We start from the raw sequence: 18221 nt of genomic DNA on the forward strand, positions 1-18221 counted from the left end.
TGCTTTTGCCAGCGGAACCGTCCCCTTCCTTCGTAGACAAAATTGAGGCACGAGAACCGTCCCCATGCCTCACCCATGCTTAAGCGCCTTCATGCTGTACATGTTCATATCAGCTAATTTCAGTAGGTCGTCAAATGTTTTTCCTTCGCTGGGATATAGGGCTGCGCCGATGGATACGCTAATTTCAAGCTCAACTGGTGATACATCCTTTAAATTTTGATGGATTTTGTCGATCATTTCAGCCAAGTTTTCCTTTTTCTTGGTTCCAAGGGTAATGATTAAAAATTCATCTCCACCCCACCGCGCGAGGATATCCTTTTCCTTTACACTTTTCTTTAATTGAGCAGCGATCGTCATTAAATATTGATCTCCAGCTTTATGGCCATAAACGTCATTGATCACCTTAAAATCATTCACATCCAGCAGCAAAAGAGCAAAGTTTTGGTCCTTTTGGCTAGAAATATATTTCTCAACAAATCTTCTATTATAAAGTGTCGTCAAGATATCCTTCTCTGAATAATAGATGGCAATATCATATTGTTTCCCGAACCACCAAGCAAACGTAAGCATGATAGGCAATCCGATTATTTCAAACCAGCTTATATATCCATCCCTATAAAAATAATAGCTCATATACAAGGAATTAATGATTAAAACCATTAAGAACGTTACAACCCTGCCTTTAATTGCCATAAGACCAACATCCTTCTTATCATTTAAAAAATGCTTTAACCCTTCGGAAAGTTTCACTTGGACTATTCTCACGGTTTTTAAAGTGTGCCTGTGAAACGGTCCCTTTGTTTTTTGGCCAATAGGCTGCCGACAGGAAAATGGTCGTTTCTCTTCATCATGATGTCTTCTTTTTTCCATTCGAATAGGCTTAAAAAAGCATCCGCAATATCAGGGTCAAATTGCTTCCCCTTATGTTTTTCAATTTCCAGCAGCGCCATTTCTACCGGCACCTCTGGACTGTAGGCACGTTTTGAGATGATGGCATCAAAGCTGTCCGCAACCGCGACGATTCGAGCGGCTAATGGGATCTCTTCCCCTTTTAGTCCGCTTGGATAACCTTTTCCATCGAATCTTTCATGATGGTACAAAACGATGTCTAAAATCCCCTTTTCTTGAAACTCCTTCACGTGTTTAACCATTTCACAGCCTATTACGGGGTGTTTTTTTATAAAAGAAAATTCCTTCTCCGTTAGTTTTCCTGGCTTTAACAGGATGGATTCTGGGACCCCGATTTTACCAATATCGTGAAGTAATCCTCCTATTCTAACGGATTCAATCATCTCACTCGACAATTTCAATTGCTTAGCAATTTTTGCAGCATAGTCGGAAACATTATGGGAATGTCCCGATGTATAGGTATCTCTTGAATCTAATGCATTTGATAAAGCGGAGATTAATTCTAAATGATCGTCCTTTATCTTCTGACTTTTTTTCATAAATCCAACCGAAATATACAGAATGATAAGATACGTAACTTCTAGGATCATGAATCTTAGTAACGTGTTAGATTGCAGGTCCAGCTGGAACCTGAAATACACCACCAACGTGGTTACGGTAACCAAGAATGAAACGGACCGCCGATAATAGCCGATGCCTAAAAAAACAACAGCGAGGATAAAACCAATATATAAATTTTGCTCTCCCATTTTAAGAAAATGGAAAAAGAGATTAATCGCCATAACAATCATAAATCCATAACGAAAAATAACAGGCTTATTTAACAGGTCATTTATCCTAAGCTGCAAAAGAATCTCCCCCGAACACAACCTAAATCTATTACAATTTTACTATATCTATCATAAAAATAACTTTTTTCCAAATAGTGTTCAAAAATCAGACAAAAAGATGCATGGGGACGGTTCTCTTGCCTCACTTTAGCCAAAATCATCCATGGATGAAAAGATGCAAGGGGGCGGTTCTTCTGCCTCATTCAATCTAAGACCGTCTAGGAATGATGCACAAGAACCGTCCCCATGCCTCAAACCTAAAATTAACCCCCATAAAATGACAAAAAAACTAAACTCCCCCATGTAAGCGTTTGATGTATACTAGAAGGAGTGTATTTTTAAAGTTTAGGAGAGTTTGCTATGTGGTTTGTTTTTGCTGTTTTGGCAGCTGCTTGTTTTGGGCTCCGGGGGATTCTTTATCATTGGACCTCGCAGCGGCCGATTGATCGTAATCTTATGCTGTTAGGCGTTTATATTTCTGGAACCGTTATCACACTGGCCAGCAATGTATTGTTCCAGCAGCCGTGGACGATCGAAGCATTGTTAGGTTTCTTTTTGGGGCTATTTTCGTTTATCGCTAATGCCTCGATGTATAAGGGTTATGCCGTCGGCAAGGCCTCGATTATCGCATTATTTACAGGACTGCCGCCGCTCGTAGTCGTGATTCTTGCCTATATCCTTTGGCACGAGGCACTTTCAACGTGGCAGTTCATTGCATTTTTCATCGTTTTGGCAGGTTTGCTTTTAATCAAATATTCACAGGATCTCAAGCTCAATCAATTAAAAGGGATTCAATGGGGAATCTTGACGATGCTGTTTTTCGGGTTTACCGATACGACAGTAAAACTAGCTACCTTGTCTGGCACGTCAACGTTTCCTGCTTTAACGGTCATGTTTGCAACTGGTGCTGTCTTGTTCGGACTATCATGGGCACTCGGCAACGCCAAAGCAAACAAAGCCCGACATGAAGCCGCAGCTGCGGTTGAGTCGGAAGATATGGGTCGTGCCAGCAGCTGGACCGTGAAAAAAACACTCGGTGTTGGAATGGGAGTGGGGATCACCAATGCTTTGGGAATGATTTTAATCTTCCCTGCCTTCCGTGATGGGATTACCGGAATTGTCTCCGCCATCGTCGCCATGAACGTGGCCTTTGTCATTCTTTACGCCCGCTTCTACCTCAAAGAAGCCTGGAATAGACGCGAAGTCACCGGCCTCATCCTGGCCTTTATCGGCATCCTGATACTAAGGGTTGCCTCGTAGGATGATGCACGGGGACGGTTCTCATGCCTCATTTTGTTGAGGCACAGGGACACGTTTGGTGCACAAGAACCGTCAACATACATCAAAAAAGCGGCCAATTTCATTTTAAATGAAATTGGCCGCTTTATTTATTTTTGCTCATGTATTTGTCTCCATGTTTTTATTGATTGATCATGTTTTCTTCTGTTTGTTCCGGAAAATAGTCGGAAATACGGGTAAACAGGTAAGTGAGATAAGATTGAAGTTCAAATCGGTCTTCTTTTAAAAAGTCGTCAAACGAAGGTTTACTTTTTTCCACGTCTCTTCCCCTTTCTTCGTCGTGATTTGGAAATCTAGACATACACCATATCTAAATAAAAATAATTTTACCTTAAGATTTTATTCCTCGGTTAAATGCCTAGCCTAACAGTATCGGCCCCGCCCTACGCACAATACCATGATGGCCACACGCGCCATCCACCTGTTCTTATTATAATTGAAAACGGTTTCATATTCAAAGATTATTATATTACAAGTTTTGACAAAGTGCTACAAGCGAAGGGGAAACCACCCAACTAGCTGGAAATGGGCGGTTATTTATAAATCAGCCCGTATAATAATTAGTGATGCATGGGATGCATGGGGACGGTTCTTCTGCATCATTCCCCCTCCAACTTCACAGTAAAAGTGATGCATGAGAACCGTCCCTACGCTTCATATTCTTTTATTTGCTCTTTCAAGGCCAATATGTAGTTCATCATTGCGACTCTGACGATGGAAGGATAGTAACGGTTATAAAGTTCTTGTTCACATTCTTCTAAATCCATCTTTTTAACTTCAATAATCTTGTTTAATTCTTCTACTGTCATTAATAGCCACCCCTACCTTTTAAAATATCTCTATTTCTGCCAATCTCATAAACTTCCCCAAGATACTATATTTCAAGGATGGACATTTTTTTCATAGATTATACAAACTTGTCGTTTTTTATTTAAAAATTTTCCCCTTCTATTAAAACTGGATTTAGTGGACCAATCAATCCAGAGTCGTCTGAGAGCCCCATCAAGAATAATGCCAACCACCTTTTTAGGATAGCTGGCTTTTCTTCCTAAAATTAGCATCATTCTACTCTAAAAGCACCTGAAATGAGGCACAAGAACCGTCCCCATGCCTCACATCCAGTATTGATTCGAGTCGAACGTTCCTTTTATATGTTGGCCGTTTGTGGTGAGCTTTTTTCGAATTTCCATGTTTCGTTGGTGGTCCCACCGCCAGGGTCTTCTTAGTTCGGCGATGATGTAGAGATTGTAAGTTAGTGAGTTTTGGACAAAGTGGATCAGGTCCTGGGGGGTGTAGTTGTCATGGAGATTTTCGATTAGTAGAATTTCCTCTTCAATCATATCGATGCCGCTTAAAATCCATTGCCGGGCCTGGTCCCTGTGCGTTTCTAGCGAATCCGAATCGGCCGAATTGATAAAATATAAAACATCTCTCAAGTGAGAAAGTTGTTTTTTATGGATGGCAATCAAATACACATAGAGATTCTTATATCTTCTATTATTTAAACCCGAAAAAGTAAACCCGACCGTTTGGTGGCTTTCCGTTACCACTTTTTCAAAATTCTCGAAGTCTTGGTCAGTTAAAAAAATTTTTTCAGAAATAGGAATCCCCACAAGATGAACAAGACGGTTGAGATACCATTCCGCATAAAAACTATAGCCACTATAAATCTCAAATTGCTTCCGCAGCCCTTCTCTCCGTCTTTTTTCCTCATTCACATTCGTCGTCACGAAGACAATAAATATTGAGGTAAAGAAAAACGTCCGCAAATCCCATAGGGCATCGTACCAGGTATGATATTTTTCCATCATAAGACCAATTGGAATGATGACAAGGCTAAAGATCACGGCACATACGAAGACAATAATCAGGTTCCTCGACCTAAGCAGCACCCTTTTTAAGCCCCGCAAAATTCGCCTACTCAACAGCCATAACAATTGCCCCCAAATATAAAGGCCATCCCGCAGATTAATTTTATACGTTGACTTCTTATAGCGGACCCATATATTCATTTTCCGTTCCAAATGGACAAATCCCTTCTATACGGATTTTTGTACCACTTATATATGTATGAAGGAAATGACGGGAATATGTCTTGATGCATGGGGACGGTTCAAGAATAAAGCCAACTATCTTAAATTTTCGGGATAGTTGGCTTTCATTCCTTAATGGGTAAAATATTTTACTTTCCAATTTCGCTTAACATTGTTTGGATTCTGTCTAACATTCTCTCCTCTTTTAAACTAAATTTAAAAACAACCCTTCGCGATCTATCTGGGTCTATCTGCCCGTTGACCAATACTGGGTCACTGAAGGATCTGCCATTAGCAGTAATAATCTCTCTTAATGCATCTTTTTGGTCAAATGCTCTGAAGTCTGGTCCATAAATTGCTTCCACTACTGATAACGCTCTATCTTGAGATAGCTTTAAGTTATAAATATAGGTACCTTGATTATCTGTATGGCCTTCTACAATGATTTGCGCAATATTATCTTTAAATTCATCAGACAAAAGGACCGAAGAATATTTTGGAATAAATTCATCTAGGTACGTCCTGCCGGCAGGTGATATGGTCGTGCTATTGTAGTCGAAAAATACACCGCCTGGAATTGTAATCGCCCCTGTTTTCTTGTCTATTTCGAGTTGACCATTGAATTCCTTAACTAATCGACTAATAATTTTCTCTCTTACCCCGATGATATCCTGGATCATTTTATCCCGCTTATCTATTTCTGCTTTATAATTTGCTATTTCTTCCTCCCTTTTTTCCGATAACTGCTGCATAGAAAACATGGTTACCATTAAAACCAATGCAAAAATAATCAGTAAGGCAGACATCAGATCGGTATATGATACCCAACTGCTCTCTTTTTCTTCTTCATGATGGACAACATTCCGCTGCATCCTACGATAATTTCTGGACACTTCCTATCACCCTACCGCTCTCTTATTAACCTCATCAAGGGATTGTTTTAAATCGCCAATAATATTCGGTAACTCTGAAACACCGTTCTGGATGGCATTTGTACTCTCTGTAAGATAGTCAACGGACCTTGCAAGTTCACTATCCATTCGCTTGAATGCATCAGATAGCCCTTGATTCATATCCCTGATGAAATGATTGATGGATGTTGATAAGGTGTTGGATGCAGAATCCCAAATGTCCCTTAACGCTTTAACCTGGTCATCTATGTTGGCCGACTGGATGCTTACGTTGGTGAGAATCTGCTGGTACTGCTCGTCCTGCTGTTTTCTGTCAACGGATAACTTATCATATTCATCTTTCATCGCTGACTGTAATCGGATAAATGTCGAACCATGGTGTTCAATCATCGTTAACGTCTTATTTAGCTCATCTGTCATCGACTGGGCATTCTTAGCCTGATCTGTTAAGGAGGAAGCTAAATCTACTTGCAAATGACTTAAATCCTGCATCATCTGTAAATTACCTTCCAACTTGCTTTGATACTCAACCTGGTGCTTTGTTAAACTATTAATCTTATCAATATCATCCTGCAGGTTACCCATATGTTTCGAATAGAACTCGTGGAATAAATCCCGTTCCAATGTTAATTTATCAAGCAAGTTAGCCACTTCGGCTTGATAAATGTTCATTTTCCCGGTCACATCTGAAAACTGGCTAACCATTTCTTCTAAACGGTCGGCGTAGGAAACAATGTCCATCGAAATCAGATTATTTTTTTCGGTAATCTTCATCTGTGTTTCTGAAGATTCCTGAATGGCTTTGACTAACAGGTCGACTTCCTTGCGTACCCGCTCCTGCCACTCCATTGTTTTATTGACGGTTTCTACAAGCTCATTCATATGGCTTCCAGCCATGCTATTTAAAGAATCAATAAAATAATGGACCATTTCGGAAACACCATTTTTCTGGAGCTCCAAAATATCAATCTTCATTTTTTCAATCGCCGGCACTAAAGCAGTTTGTAAACCTTCGCTGATTGTTTTAGAAAGTTCTGGTACGATATCATTTTTTATTAACTCCCGGTATTCATTCACACGGGTCTCTTCATTCTTTAACAGCTGCAACAATACTGAACTTTCATCCTTGGTAGGAAATGTATAATCTAACTGCTGGCGCAATTGCTGAAAGCTCTTTGCCAAAAATGGATACCCTGCCCCTCTGTCAAGACCCTGCCAAATGATTGATAAGGAGATTCCCACCAAAGAGGAGATAAACTTCCCTTCCATCCCATGAAGCAGTACCTCGATGCCATTCTGCATGGCTGTGGCATCGCCATTTACACTCAATTTGGAAATACCCACGGCAATCGATAGGAAGGTCCCGAAAATCCCCAATGCTAGAAATATCCCGGGAATGACTTCGGCTAATTTCCGATTCCCGTATTTTTGGATAAACTGATCCTCCAAAAAGAAATCATAAACATCGGGAGCAAAATCGTAATGCTTTGCCTCTGATTGTTGATATTTTTGCTTAAAATAATCCCATGCCGGCTTCATACACTCTTTTATAAAAGGCAGCGCCGCATTCTCCTCAACCCAGCTATGGAACTCCATGATGCGCCGGTTCAATGGAGAATGCCCGCCAACGTCTTTCAGCTTGTCAACAGCCAGCTCGCTGTTCTTTTTTGCATGGTAATACGGGATAAAAATGAAACAAGCGAGCCCGATAAATAAAAGAACCAGAAAGATTGAGTAACCAATATAAAACCCTTTTGAAATAAAAATTTCTCCCATAATGCAGCTCCATTCCTTTAAGCAAGAAGTATAGTCAATAGAAGATATTCAACATGAATACTCCTTTTTTTAAAAAAGCTTTAGCTGGCCTTTTGGCTTTAGTATAAAAGAATGGCCTTCGGAGTCATTGCCTTCTACGAAAAACAATTTAATATAGGAATCGTCTTTCAAATGGCTAGTTAAATCAACAACATAATTTTCCTTGCCTTCTTTAACATTAATTCTTTTTATGACTACTCCATCCTTCAATTCATTTGGCACCCTGCCTTTTTGCTGAACGACCACCAAATCCGGAATGCCCGCTTCAGGTGCCTTTATCGTTAAGAATGCCTGCCTTTTCGATAAGAAGAACCACTTCTTCTTAACGGTTAAACTATAGCCAATCTCCGCCAAATCCATCTCAGGGTATTGGTACTGAACCGGATTGGAATAATATTTTTTCCCATCAAGTTCTTCCGTGACAAGAATCGTGATGAAAAATCGCTTGTCCGCTCCAACATGGTCAATCTTAAAACCTCCGGAACTATCATAATAGGTTTTTGAGCATTCCCTATTTTGCGCTAATGGATCGGAGAAACCAATTTCGCTATAACTAACCGTTACCTTTTCTGCATTTCTTGGCCAGCTCCATGTAAGGAGGAGCTCTCCATTTTCATAGCGTCGTCCTTTTACACGGGAAACAGGTTGAATGGATGTAATCATAAAAGCCTCTCCGGCAACTGTGCAGTCCCCATACTGGGTCACCGGAAGAATATGCAGGATTCCGTTGAAATCGTTGTTGATTCTATATACACCCGGTTCCGTGAGTATAATCGGCTTCCCATCTAAACCGCTAATAAAACGGTTATAGAGGAAGCATTCATTTGCCGCGACTTTCTCAAATGGATACTCTGCAAAAAATAAACGGGTTGTTCCGTTTTCAGGATTTGCCCATTGGAAAGAGAATTCATCGGACCGTTCCTCTATTGAAATTTTGCAACCGCACCGATTAGCAGTTGTGGCAAGGATCCCAGTACCTTTTGAAAAAACAGGTTTTCCTTTTGGATCCACGTATTCGGCTATGATCAAATATCCATAGATTTTGTCTTTCTCAACCGTTGTGTCAAGGTACTCATGAGAAGTTGTTGCACTAATTTTCTTCCCATCTCCCTGCTCAGTTGGGATGGTCTCCTCTTTACGCCAAATTTCAATCTTTGTACCGGCAGGGGTCTTCCACGTAAGAGAAATCCCTTCCTCTCCTGCAATCGTCCTTAACTGACCAACCTCTCCCACTCTCATAACAGGGCCGATTACACTTCCATTTTCTGATTGCTGTGACCCCCGGACAGTGTAAATGGTATAAAAATAATGCTTCCCCGCCTCCGAAGTTTTATCAAGAAAAGAGTGATATCTTGTTTCCGCAAGCTTTTTTATTGGGCCCGACGTTCCTTCCTGGCGTTCTACAACATAAAAGATATTATCGCCTTTATAAAGGGAATCCCAATCCAAACGAATGTAATCCATATTCGTCTTCACCTCAAGATGATGAGGCGGTCTAGGAGGAAACCGATTAAGATTGTCAATCGCCTGCTGGCAGTCGGCGCATTCTTCCAGTGCCCTCATATTATACTGGATTATTTCCTGTGTGTTCGCTGCACTTCCGGCCTTGTTGAGCAAGGCTTCGGCAAGATTGATTTTGTTTTTTACGGTACGGTCAAGAATGGCCAATTCTGCATTCTTTGGATAGTTATGCTTAACCTTTATTAATTCCTTTTCCGCGCTATAAAACTTTCTCTCGACGATTAACTTTTCGACCGCCTGGAGGGTTGACTTCAGGCGACTCCTGGCCTGTTCAATTTCGTTGGAGGCCGTTTTCACTTCCTCATTGTCTGCCCAATAATACCTTGCCTGCCCGACGAACTCGATTGCCAGATCAAAATCATTTCTGAGCAAAGCCCATTCTGCACGTTTTAAATAATGCTCCTGGATCCGTAAGTCCGCAAAGGAAATTCCGCAATTGGAGCAGTAATCATCAGCGGTTGAAGATGTGGCGTGGCATTTTTTACAGATGGTCTTTAAATCACTTCCGCACCTTCTACAGGAGCTCACTTTATCATCATTTACAAGGCCGCAAACTCCGCATTGCAACAGATTCAACTTCTCCGGCTGACTGTCTTCCTCGTGCTTCCCGATTCTGATTTTTTCCCGTTTACAAAATAATTGGATTCTTTGTTCAGCATCGGATTGAACCAAACCTTCATTCATCGCCTGGGTGACAAGCCCCTCATAGACAAGCGGGTCGAGCTCCCCAGTGCTTCCGGCAATTTTAATCAAATCACAAACAGGCTCAAATCTTTGATTTTTTACGGCCTCATCGTACTGGGCGCGCAACTCTTCTTTTTTAAAAACTCTCATCGCATGGGCAAGGGCGTTTCGTTCATTTGTAACCTGAGAGGTTGCACCTTTGCTAAAAGTTAATTTGGTGCGGCTTTCCGCCATATCATAAAGTTCTTCAAGACCAGCCTTTTCTGACAAATTCAATAAATCATACAATGTCGGGACATTGCCCCATTGCGGTTGATCGGTGATGAGCTTTGCAAGCAAATCATTTATTTGCCGCATTATATCTTTACTCAATGCTTCCTTGATCTCGATTGGTGCCTCTTCCGTCTGCGCCTCTGCATCAGCAATTGGAACTATGGTAATTTGCTTTTTTATTTGTTCTCTGGTGAGGCCCAGCTCGGTTTCTAGCAAATCAATTTCACGCTCATAAATAACCCCTTTTTGGGCCAGCACACTAATATATCGGTTCAGCCTTTCATACGCTTCAATTTCTATTTTTCGTATTGCCTCTTGTTGGGCTTCTAAAGCATCCTTTGCATGTTTTGCCCTTATATCAGGATCTTTCATTTCCCGTTCCGCATTATCTAATAAATCCATATTAGCCTGCGCTTCATCTTGAAATTTGGGATTATTAATCCTTCTTGACCAGTGCACCCTCTTGCTCTGAATCGCAGCTTTGATTTTGTCATAATCATGCTCTGGGGGATCTATTTCTAATTCGAGAAGTAGATAATAATTCTGCTCGGCCATATCTCTGATTCATCACCTTTTTTCGCAAATAAATCGAGGAGGAGGAATGCCCCTCCTCCTAGTTAAAGAATTGCAGCTTTTGTTGCTTTTTATAACTTAGGCCTGACTCCGTCAAAACCTGTGCGATTTTTGAGAAGGAGCTGACAAGCTGGGTTATGTCTGTATTTAAAGCATTTTCATCTGCTGTCTCGATTTCCTTCAGGAAATGCCTATTGGCCTCACCAAAACCGACGGCAATTACTTCAATCCCTGCCTTATGGCACCTATGTGCCGCATCAATGGATTCCTTTGGCCGATCCCAGACGCCATCGGTGAGAACGATGAGGAACCGCGGCCCTTCTATTCCGGACAGGAGTTTATTGGCATCGGTAAACGGCTCACCCCAGTTTCCATAGCCCACCTTGCCTCTATCGAATAACGTCCGGAATCTATCAATCTCCCTAGCAAGATCTTTATCGCTTTGCGAAAGGTCCAAGGTAACAAGTGAATCATCAGCGAAGCCAATCAATCCTACTGACGTATGTTCCAAATTCATGTCCTCCACAAAACGGACAGCCGCTTTTTGAGCTTCACGGAGTGGTCTTCCGCTCATGCTCCCCGATAAATCAATCGCAATCAATACCGACATCTGCTGATACACGACTTCGGAAGCAGGAGGAGCTGCATCCGTCCAAGATAGGTCATCCGTCAGTTCCTCAATGGTAATGGGCAGCTGGCCGCCGGTGCTCCGTTCATGCGCCATAACCTTGACCACACCATTTTGATCATAGGAATAGGAAACCTCAATGACCGCTTGCCCTTTTGGGACATGGGTGATATTTGAAACAACGTATTTCCCTAATATGGTGCAATCCAACGGCCGCTCACTTTCCCCTTGTAAAATATAAATCTCTAAAGCATTACCCCCGCTCGGACTGGTCTGAATCTTAAACGGCTTTTTTTCTGTCGCCGGAATGGGTTTGTTTTTTGCAATGATTTTACTGTTGATAAACCGGGTGGCATCCGTGTTCTTGGCGACCATTCCTAAGCTGTGGCTCATAACATCATGGATTTTCCTGGCTGGCCCCAATGAGAAAACGGGCCTTTTCTTCTCCTTGTGTGCAGCTTCGATGCTTGCTTGAATAGCCGCCCCCAAAGCCACCACCTCATCGACATTATGTCCGGTTTTGGGCTTTTTGCCGGTAGATTTTTCGATATACTTGGCAATCATCGGCATTCTTGTTGAGCCGCCTACCAAGATTATCTCGGCCAAGTCCTGCCACTTCAGTCCCGCTTGCTCAAGCGCATGTTCAGAAAGCTTCCAGGTTCGCTCGATCAAATGAGAAGTTAAGTCTTCAAAAAGGGCTTGTGTCAGTTCATATGTGCCGCTTTTGCCGCCGCAAGCCACCCTGACGGTGGTAGCTCCGCGGGCGGAAAGTGTCTTTTTCGCCTTTTCACAGCTTACGAGAATACTATTAAAGGCCTCATCATCGTCCATTGGGTCGAGCCCATAATCTTCACGAAACCGTTCGGAGACATGCATGGTTAAGCAGTCATCCCAATCTTTCCCGCCAAGATTATGATCGCCGTCCGTGGCCAAAACATCAATCGACTCCTCTTTAATGGCGGCAACCGTCACGTCGAACGTGCCGCCGCCCAGGTCGTAAACCATGACATTTTTCGATTGTCCGTCCCTCATCCCATAGGAAATAGCGGCGGCGGTTGGTTCATTGATGATTCTTAATACATGGAGCCCAGCCCTCTCGCCTGCCTTAATCGTCGCTTCCCTCTGGCTGTTATTAAAGTAGGCAGGAACAGTGATAACAGCATCGGTAATCACCTGTCCCAGCTGAAGCTCAGCATCACTTTTCAATTTTTTTAAAACTAACGAGGACAATTCGATGGTATCGTAGGTTTTTCCGTTAAATTCCTGCCGATAATACTTTTCCCCCATCGACCGTTTAAAAAAGGCAGCAACGTTTTCTGAACCCATGGATTGATAATCCTTTGCCTCCTCGCCAACAACCGGCTCCTGGCCGCCAAAGTAAACAACCGAAGGGGTCGTGTTTTGGCCCTCTTTATTTGGCAAGACAACCGGTTTGCCTGACTCATCCACCACCGCCATAACGGAATAAGTTGTTCCCAGATCAATACCTAAGCTATACTTCATTTTTGATCCCTCATTATCTTAGCTGACTTGTAGAGCATTACTTCTCTTCTTCGCCAATTCGACCTCTTCCTTTGAAATAATGGATGTTGTTTGGAACTCAGATTCAACAATTCGATTATCCGTTACCTCCAAGCCTTTCACAAAAAGCCGACCATCTTCATTCAGAATAAATGATACTTCAATTTGAGAGCCTTCAGGCAGACCTGCGGGCAATTCCAGAATGGCTTCGCCAATTTTTACTGCATTCTCAATTTCAAGCAGATCATCCGATACTTCGCTTTCCATAATTTCAAGAAGGACAGACTGTTGGTCTGTTTCATGTGTTCCAAATGGGCTTGTAACATCTGCTTTCAGCTGGTCATTTTTCTTAATTAGGTTAAAAACCTTTTTTTCTTCATTCTCATCGAAGGCCACAATACCGAAGCTTTTACTTGTTACATTGATAATGGTTTTGTTTATCAATGATTGAACAGTTGATGCAGCACCTATAGCTGGATTCTTACTCACTAACTCATCGATTGCATCATCGACAGCTTTGTCACTGTCAACACCTTTTGCTTCCGATTCCTTGACCTTTGATTTTACCCAATCCTGAACCGACTTTTGCATGCCATATAACGCAGCACCCTTGGCAACAGCCTCGTCCGGATCAAATACGTTGATGGAAACATTGAATTCTTTGCTTAGACGTGCCTGAACTTGGGGCATTCTTGTCGAACCGCCGACAAGGATAATTTCATCAATACGATCCTTGCCTTCCCCTTTTTTCTTCGCCTCTTCAAGCATCAGCTTTGTCAGTTCAATGGTTCGTTCGAGCAAATGTTCAGTAAGTTCTTCAAATTTTTCACGGGAAAGCTCGATTCGGACTCTTTCACTACCGTGAATGACAGCGATTGGCGCATTTTTTCTTGAAGTTAATGTTTTCTTGGCCTTTTCTGCCTCCAGCTGCAATAGCTGGGCTGTTTCCTCATCTTCTAAGATATCTTCCTCAATCCCGGTTTTTTCCTTAAATTGATCGGATAAATAACCAATAATAGCATCATCCCAATCTTTACCACCGAGATTGTGGTCTCCGCCGGTGACTATCACTTCAATGGACTCTAGTGAGATATCAATCAACGTTACGTCAAATGTACCTCCCCCAAGATCATACACTAATACTTTCTTGTGGCTATCTTTCGAAAGACCATAGGCAATGGCTGCCGCTGTCGGCTCCGGAATTAATCCTACAACATTCAAACCTGCAATTTCTCCGGCACGCTGGGTTGCCTCTTTTTCATTTATTCCAAAATAGGCAGGAACGGTAATGACAACGTCTTCAATTTTCTCACCGATGTGAACCTCCGCGTCCTGGACCAATTTTCTTAAAATATAAGCGGAGATTTCCTCCGGCCTGTATTTTTCGTTCCCACGATAGAATGGCAAATTAGTTCCCATTTGCCTTTTGATAAATAAAGAGACATCACTTGGAAATAGCTTTGCGCTTTCCTTCGCAACAGAACCGACAATGATATTCGGCTGTTCTCCATCGGTATCTTCAAAAAAAACAACAGATGGAGTAATTCTTTCCCCTTCCGAATTTGGAATGACCACAGCTTTATAATGCTCATCCATATAGGAAATACAAGAATAGGTTGTCCCTAAGTCAATACCAAAAACTTTTTTCACTTCAGCCACTAAAAACACTCCCCGTTAGTCAATATTTATGGTTGATTTTGATTGGTCATACACATAGACATTTACTCTTTCGGGACGAACGATTTTTTCATCCCATATGTATCCATTTCCTACTACTTCTGCTACCTTTTTATCCTTTAAAGGGTCATCGACTTTGATCCTTTTCACAATATACTGCTGCTTCGCATCAAAATCTTCTGTTTCGCAGTTATACGAATCAATCCCTTGACGATATAAAATATCCTCCAGATCTTGGACAAAATCCTTAATAACATTTACCAACTTTTGAGGATACTGGTCTTTCGCTTGATCAAATTCATCTGCCTGTTTTTTGGTGCGGTCAATCATCATAATTAAGTCCAAAATAATCGGTTTCACAAGGTCCTTTGTTTGATTGTCCTTATAACCTTGTAATTCCCGGTGTAAATTATCGATTATCTTATCTTTGCTTTCATCAATTTTGAACTTCCTAGCAACCTCTTGATTAAGTTGATGAATTTGCTTACTTAACTTTTCATAAACTTCTTCTTCAGAGACTTGTCCGTTTGTTTCTACAGTATTGTTTTCCTTTTCTTTGCCAAATGCTTCGTCATTGTTTAAGGCCGGTGAAGAAACCGCGTGAGAAGGATCTGCTATTGGTTCCTCAACTTTATGACCAAAATCTATCGTATTTTCCTCAGTTACAATTATTTCATTAATAGCAGGATTTTCGGAGGTTTCCACCGCCCCCCCCTTATCAGAAGGCACTGTAGCACCTTCTGCAGTTTCTTCGAAACAAGAAACTTCGAAACTTCCCATAGGGATTTCTTCACCAGTGGAATCTGAAGTGCCTTCTATGGTTACCACTGCTTCTTTAAAAGAATAACCCTTTTGACTCTCCTCATTCTTGGGAATTTCTCTAACAGGTGCATTTTCAATTATTTTTACGAACTCTGCCTTAAAAATATTGGATGAGGTCCCTTTGTTATACACTGAACATTCAGAAATTCCTGTTTGAGAAATCGAATTCGTTGTTTTATATTTTTTTACTTCTTCACGTAGCGCCTTCATCTCGTCTTCAAGTATTTCATATTTTATTTTTTCTACTTTTAGTTCAGCTATTTCACCCTCTAAGGATGTAACTTTTTCATCTTTTTCGTTTACCCGGTCTTGAAATTGGTTTTCAAACTCTCTTTTTACATTTTCCGTGTCGAAGTAATTCGAGAAATCCCCCCCAATTTCATCAAAATAGTCACTTTTTGAAACTTCCATTCTATTAATTTTTTCAACAGTAGCCATTACACTCTCGCACCCGCTTTTCGGAATCTCACTATCGACAAAATTAGAAACTGAACATGGATTCTCTTTTAACTCCTCATTATTACCTATATTTATTCTTGGACCTGTTTCAATACTTTTTGAAGATTGGAGCTCCAATTCATGTTTCTCCCATGAATCTTTATTTGTGGAATGGTAAGCTGTATTTCCGTCTTTACTCGACTTTGGCCCGAAAACTGATTCTTTTAATTTCTCAAAGAGATTACCGTTATCCTTCAATTATGCCACCTCCTATTTTCTGAATTTTCTATAAATATAATTCTTTATGCCTATTAATATATTACCATTGTACAAAAAATTGGATATTAACGGAAGATGATTATTAATTTTTTCCATTTTGGAATAATTTTTTTGTGCTTTTATTCACTAGAATATCATTCAGTCATTTTCTCCAAATTCATTCCCCCTATGCCTTATACAAAAATAAGCACGGGAATCGTTCCCGTGCCTCAACCATGTTTCCCTATATAATTTATTAGGATTATTGCCTCTTTAATACCTTGATGAGTCGCTTTTTGACACCATTTCTTTACTTCGTTTGTTGTCACATATGACACCGTACCCTAGAAAATATTATCAGACAATCCAGTATTGTCTCTCTTTATCTCTTAGTAAGCTGCCTTTAGAAATCATTTCATTACTTCTTTATATTACTCTTTGTCAACATTTCCTTTGTTATATAGATGGGCCAACTTTATTTGTGCCTCAGCATGCCCTTGGTGCGCTGCTTTTAAATACCACTGCATGGCTTTATTATAGTTCCTTTTAATTTCACCTTTCTTCCCTTCACAGTACATTTCGCCAATTAGGAATTGTGCCTCTGCAATACCTTGATCAGCAGCTTTCACAAGTACCTGCATGGCCACTTTATAATTTTTTTCAACGCCACCTTTTCCTTTATAATATATATACCCCAACAAATATTGGGCCTCGGCAATATCCCGATCAGCCGCCTTTTGCAGCCAAAACAAAGCTTTTTTATAGCTTCCTCTTTTTAAATGGATAGAACCTATCAAATACTTTGCTTCATTTGAACCTTGATTTGCCGCCTTTTGGCACAGTTTCCACGCTTTCTCAAAGTCCTGCGAAACAACTTTTCCTTCGTAATACAGGTAACCCAACGAAAATTGCGCTTCTTTTGAATCTCTTCCTACCGCCATTCCGTACCAATAAATTGCTTTTTGATAATCCTTTGGAACAACCTTTCCTTCCTCATACATCTTGCCCACTAAATATTGCGCTTTCGCCGCCCCTTGTTCAGCCGCCTTAAAAAAATACTCCGTTCCACTTTTCTGATTTTTAGGGACACCTAAACCAAGTTGGTAGATATCTCCTAAAACACATAATAGGTTAGGTGTTAACTGATTTTCAGCGTTTAATAATAGATTAATTAATTCAACAGGATATTTAACCTTTTCCTTGATTTCCTTAGGCGGAAACAAATCAAAACCAAGGTCATAGCTCAAAATGTGCTTTGGAATCCATCTCCCCTGTTCGGCTAGCTCATGAAGCAAACGGCTGCCTTCCTCTTCATCCTTTAGCAAGAGCCGCAGGGCCTCCAATTCCGCCACCTTGTTATCAAGCCGGTCAATTTGCTCTGATTCTGCAGGCTGAAACCTTTCCATGTCTTGCAAAAGGGTTTGAAGGTCCAGAATTTTTTCGTGCTCTCCTATTATTTCCAGTACACGAGTGATGGTATCCGCGGCTCTGCTGACTTCTCGATCCTCAATCGGTTCCATCCCCCGATGTGCATAAAAATGAATCCGAATATCACGGATTTCCCTGATATATGTCCGAACTCTTGAGGTCGTCAAGGGTAAGAAGATCTCCTCCCAATGAACAATCGCTATTAAGATGGTCAATTTATCGATGTCTAATTTATTCAGGAGTGACTGGTCCTCACCCCCGCTCGGCAAATCCCGTTTGTGGTGTTCCTCCAATTTGCCCAAAACTCCGGCCTGCCACCAATTCTGCTTATATTTATTTTTCAAATGCCTGTACAAATATTCAGCCAAAATTGGAGTTAAAAAGTCTAGTAATTTAATAATTTTCATCTTGTTATCTAACATTTTTTTCTCCTCTTTGTTGCGACCCTGTCATGTTCAACTCCACTTAATAGATTTATTTTACCAAAAAAGCGGGAACTTTTTCCTACAAAATTCTCTGTAAAGTTCCTCCATCGCTTCATTTACAAACATCAAATGCTGGACAAAGGTCTGATTCAACTTTCGGAAATGTTCCATCTTCA

At 41.1% G+C, this 18221-nt stretch carries 13 protein-coding genes; 1 reads left to right on the forward strand and 12 read right to left on the reverse strand.

Annotated elements, in window-relative coordinates; all coding sequences use genetic code 11:
• Positions 1-69 precede the first annotated feature (69 nt).
• Positions 70-750, reverse strand: a complete 681-nt coding sequence (locus V5M37_RS26800) for a diguanylate cyclase (protein ID WP_423799920.1) — start codon at positions 748-750, stop codon at positions 70-72.
• A gap of 20 nt (positions 751-770) precedes the next feature.
• Complete coding sequence (locus tag V5M37_RS26805; RefSeq protein WP_423799921.1) at positions 771-1757, reverse strand: HD-GYP domain-containing protein; 987 nt, start codon at positions 1755-1757, stop codon at positions 771-773.
• A 342-nt stretch (positions 1758-2099) separates the two neighbouring features.
• On the opposite strand from V5M37_RS26805, the gene V5M37_RS26810 reads away from it, so the two are divergent.
• Positions 2100-2999 (forward strand): EamA family transporter, encoded by a 900-nt coding sequence (locus V5M37_RS26810; RefSeq protein ID WP_423799922.1) that lies wholly within the window; start codon positions 2100-2102, stop codon positions 2997-2999.
• Between the two features lie 160 nt (positions 3000-3159).
• On the opposite strand, the gene V5M37_RS26815 is transcribed toward V5M37_RS26810, so the two are convergent.
• The 10 genes from V5M37_RS26815 to V5M37_RS26860 form a co-directional block, all read right to left on the reverse strand.
• The gene (locus tag V5M37_RS26815) at positions 3160-3297 is read right to left on the reverse strand and encodes a hypothetical protein (RefSeq protein ID WP_423799923.1); all 138 of its coding nucleotides are present in this window, start codon (positions 3295-3297) and stop codon (positions 3160-3162) included.
• 388 nt (positions 3298-3685) lie between these two features.
• The gene (locus V5M37_RS26820) at positions 3686-3847 is read right to left on the reverse strand and encodes a hypothetical protein (RefSeq protein ID WP_213143861.1); all 162 of its coding nucleotides are present in this window, start codon (positions 3845-3847) and stop codon (positions 3686-3688) included.
• A 303-nt stretch (positions 3848-4150) separates the two neighbouring features.
• Complete coding sequence (locus tag V5M37_RS26825; protein WP_423799924.1) at positions 4151-4930, reverse strand: hypothetical protein; 780 nt, start codon at positions 4928-4930, stop codon at positions 4151-4153.
• Between the two features lie 290 nt (positions 4931-5220).
• Positions 5221-5964, reverse strand: coding sequence for an OmpA family protein (locus V5M37_RS26830; protein ID WP_423799925.1), 744 nt, complete (start codon positions 5962-5964; stop codon positions 5221-5223).
• 6 nt (positions 5965-5970) lie between these two features.
• The gene (locus V5M37_RS26835; protein ID WP_423799926.1) at positions 5971-7758 is read right to left on the reverse strand and encodes a hypothetical protein; all 1788 of its coding nucleotides are present in this window, start codon (positions 7756-7758) and stop codon (positions 5971-5973) included.
• A gap of 69 nt (positions 7759-7827) precedes the next feature.
• Positions 7828-10830, reverse strand: a complete 3003-nt coding sequence (locus V5M37_RS26840; RefSeq protein WP_423799927.1) for a hypothetical protein — start codon at positions 10828-10830, stop codon at positions 7828-7830.
• A gap of 58 nt (positions 10831-10888) precedes the next feature.
• Positions 10889-12979: an Hsp70 family protein gene (locus tag V5M37_RS26845; RefSeq protein ID WP_423799928.1), complete on the reverse strand. Its 2091-nt coding sequence runs from the start codon at positions 12977-12979 to the stop codon at positions 10889-10891.
• A gap of 18 nt (positions 12980-12997) precedes the next feature.
• A complete protein-coding gene (locus V5M37_RS26850) occupies positions 12998-14656 on the reverse strand; it encodes an Hsp70 family protein (protein WP_423799929.1) in 1659 nt (552 codons plus the stop codon).
• Between the two features lie 15 nt (positions 14657-14671).
• Entirely contained in the window at positions 14672-16192 is a 1521-nt protein-coding gene (grpE, locus tag V5M37_RS26855) for a nucleotide exchange factor GrpE (RefSeq protein WP_423799930.1), read from the reverse strand.
• Positions 16193-16623: 431 nt separating this feature from the next.
• A complete protein-coding gene (locus tag V5M37_RS26860; protein WP_423799931.1) occupies positions 16624-18042 on the reverse strand; it encodes a Swt1 family HEPN domain-containing protein in 1419 nt (472 codons plus the stop codon).
• Positions 18043-18221 lie beyond the last annotated feature (179 nt).

The sequence above is a fragment of the Neobacillus sp. SAB-20_R2A genome, from assembly GCF_049568635.1.
GTDB lineage: Bacteria > Bacillota > Bacilli > Bacillales > Cytobacillaceae > Neobacillus > Neobacillus citreus.

Excerpts from the sequence above, each read along its gene's own strand:
- V5M37_RS26810 (WP_423799922.1), top strand. The coding sequence starts at position 2,100 with ATGTGGTTTGTTTTTGCTGTTTTGGCAGCTGCTTGTTTTGGGCTCCGG.
- V5M37_RS26820 (WP_213143861.1), bottom strand. The coding sequence starts at position 3,847 with ATGACAGTAGAAGAATTAAACAAGATTATTGAAGTTAAAAAGATGGAT.
- V5M37_RS26835 (WP_423799926.1), bottom strand. The coding sequence starts at position 7,758 with ATGGGAGAAATTTTTATTTCAAAAGGGTTTTATATTGGTTACTCAATC.
- V5M37_RS26840 (WP_423799927.1), bottom strand. The coding sequence starts at position 10,830 with ATGGCCGAGCAGAATTATTATCTACTTCTCGAATTAGAAATAGATCCC.
- V5M37_RS26845 (WP_423799928.1), bottom strand. The coding sequence starts at position 12,979 with ATGAAGTATAGCTTAGGTATTGATCTGGGAACAACTTATTCCGTTATG.
- V5M37_RS26860 (WP_423799931.1), bottom strand. The coding sequence starts at position 18,042 with ATGTTAGATAACAAGATGAAAATTATTAAATTACTAGACTTTTTAACT.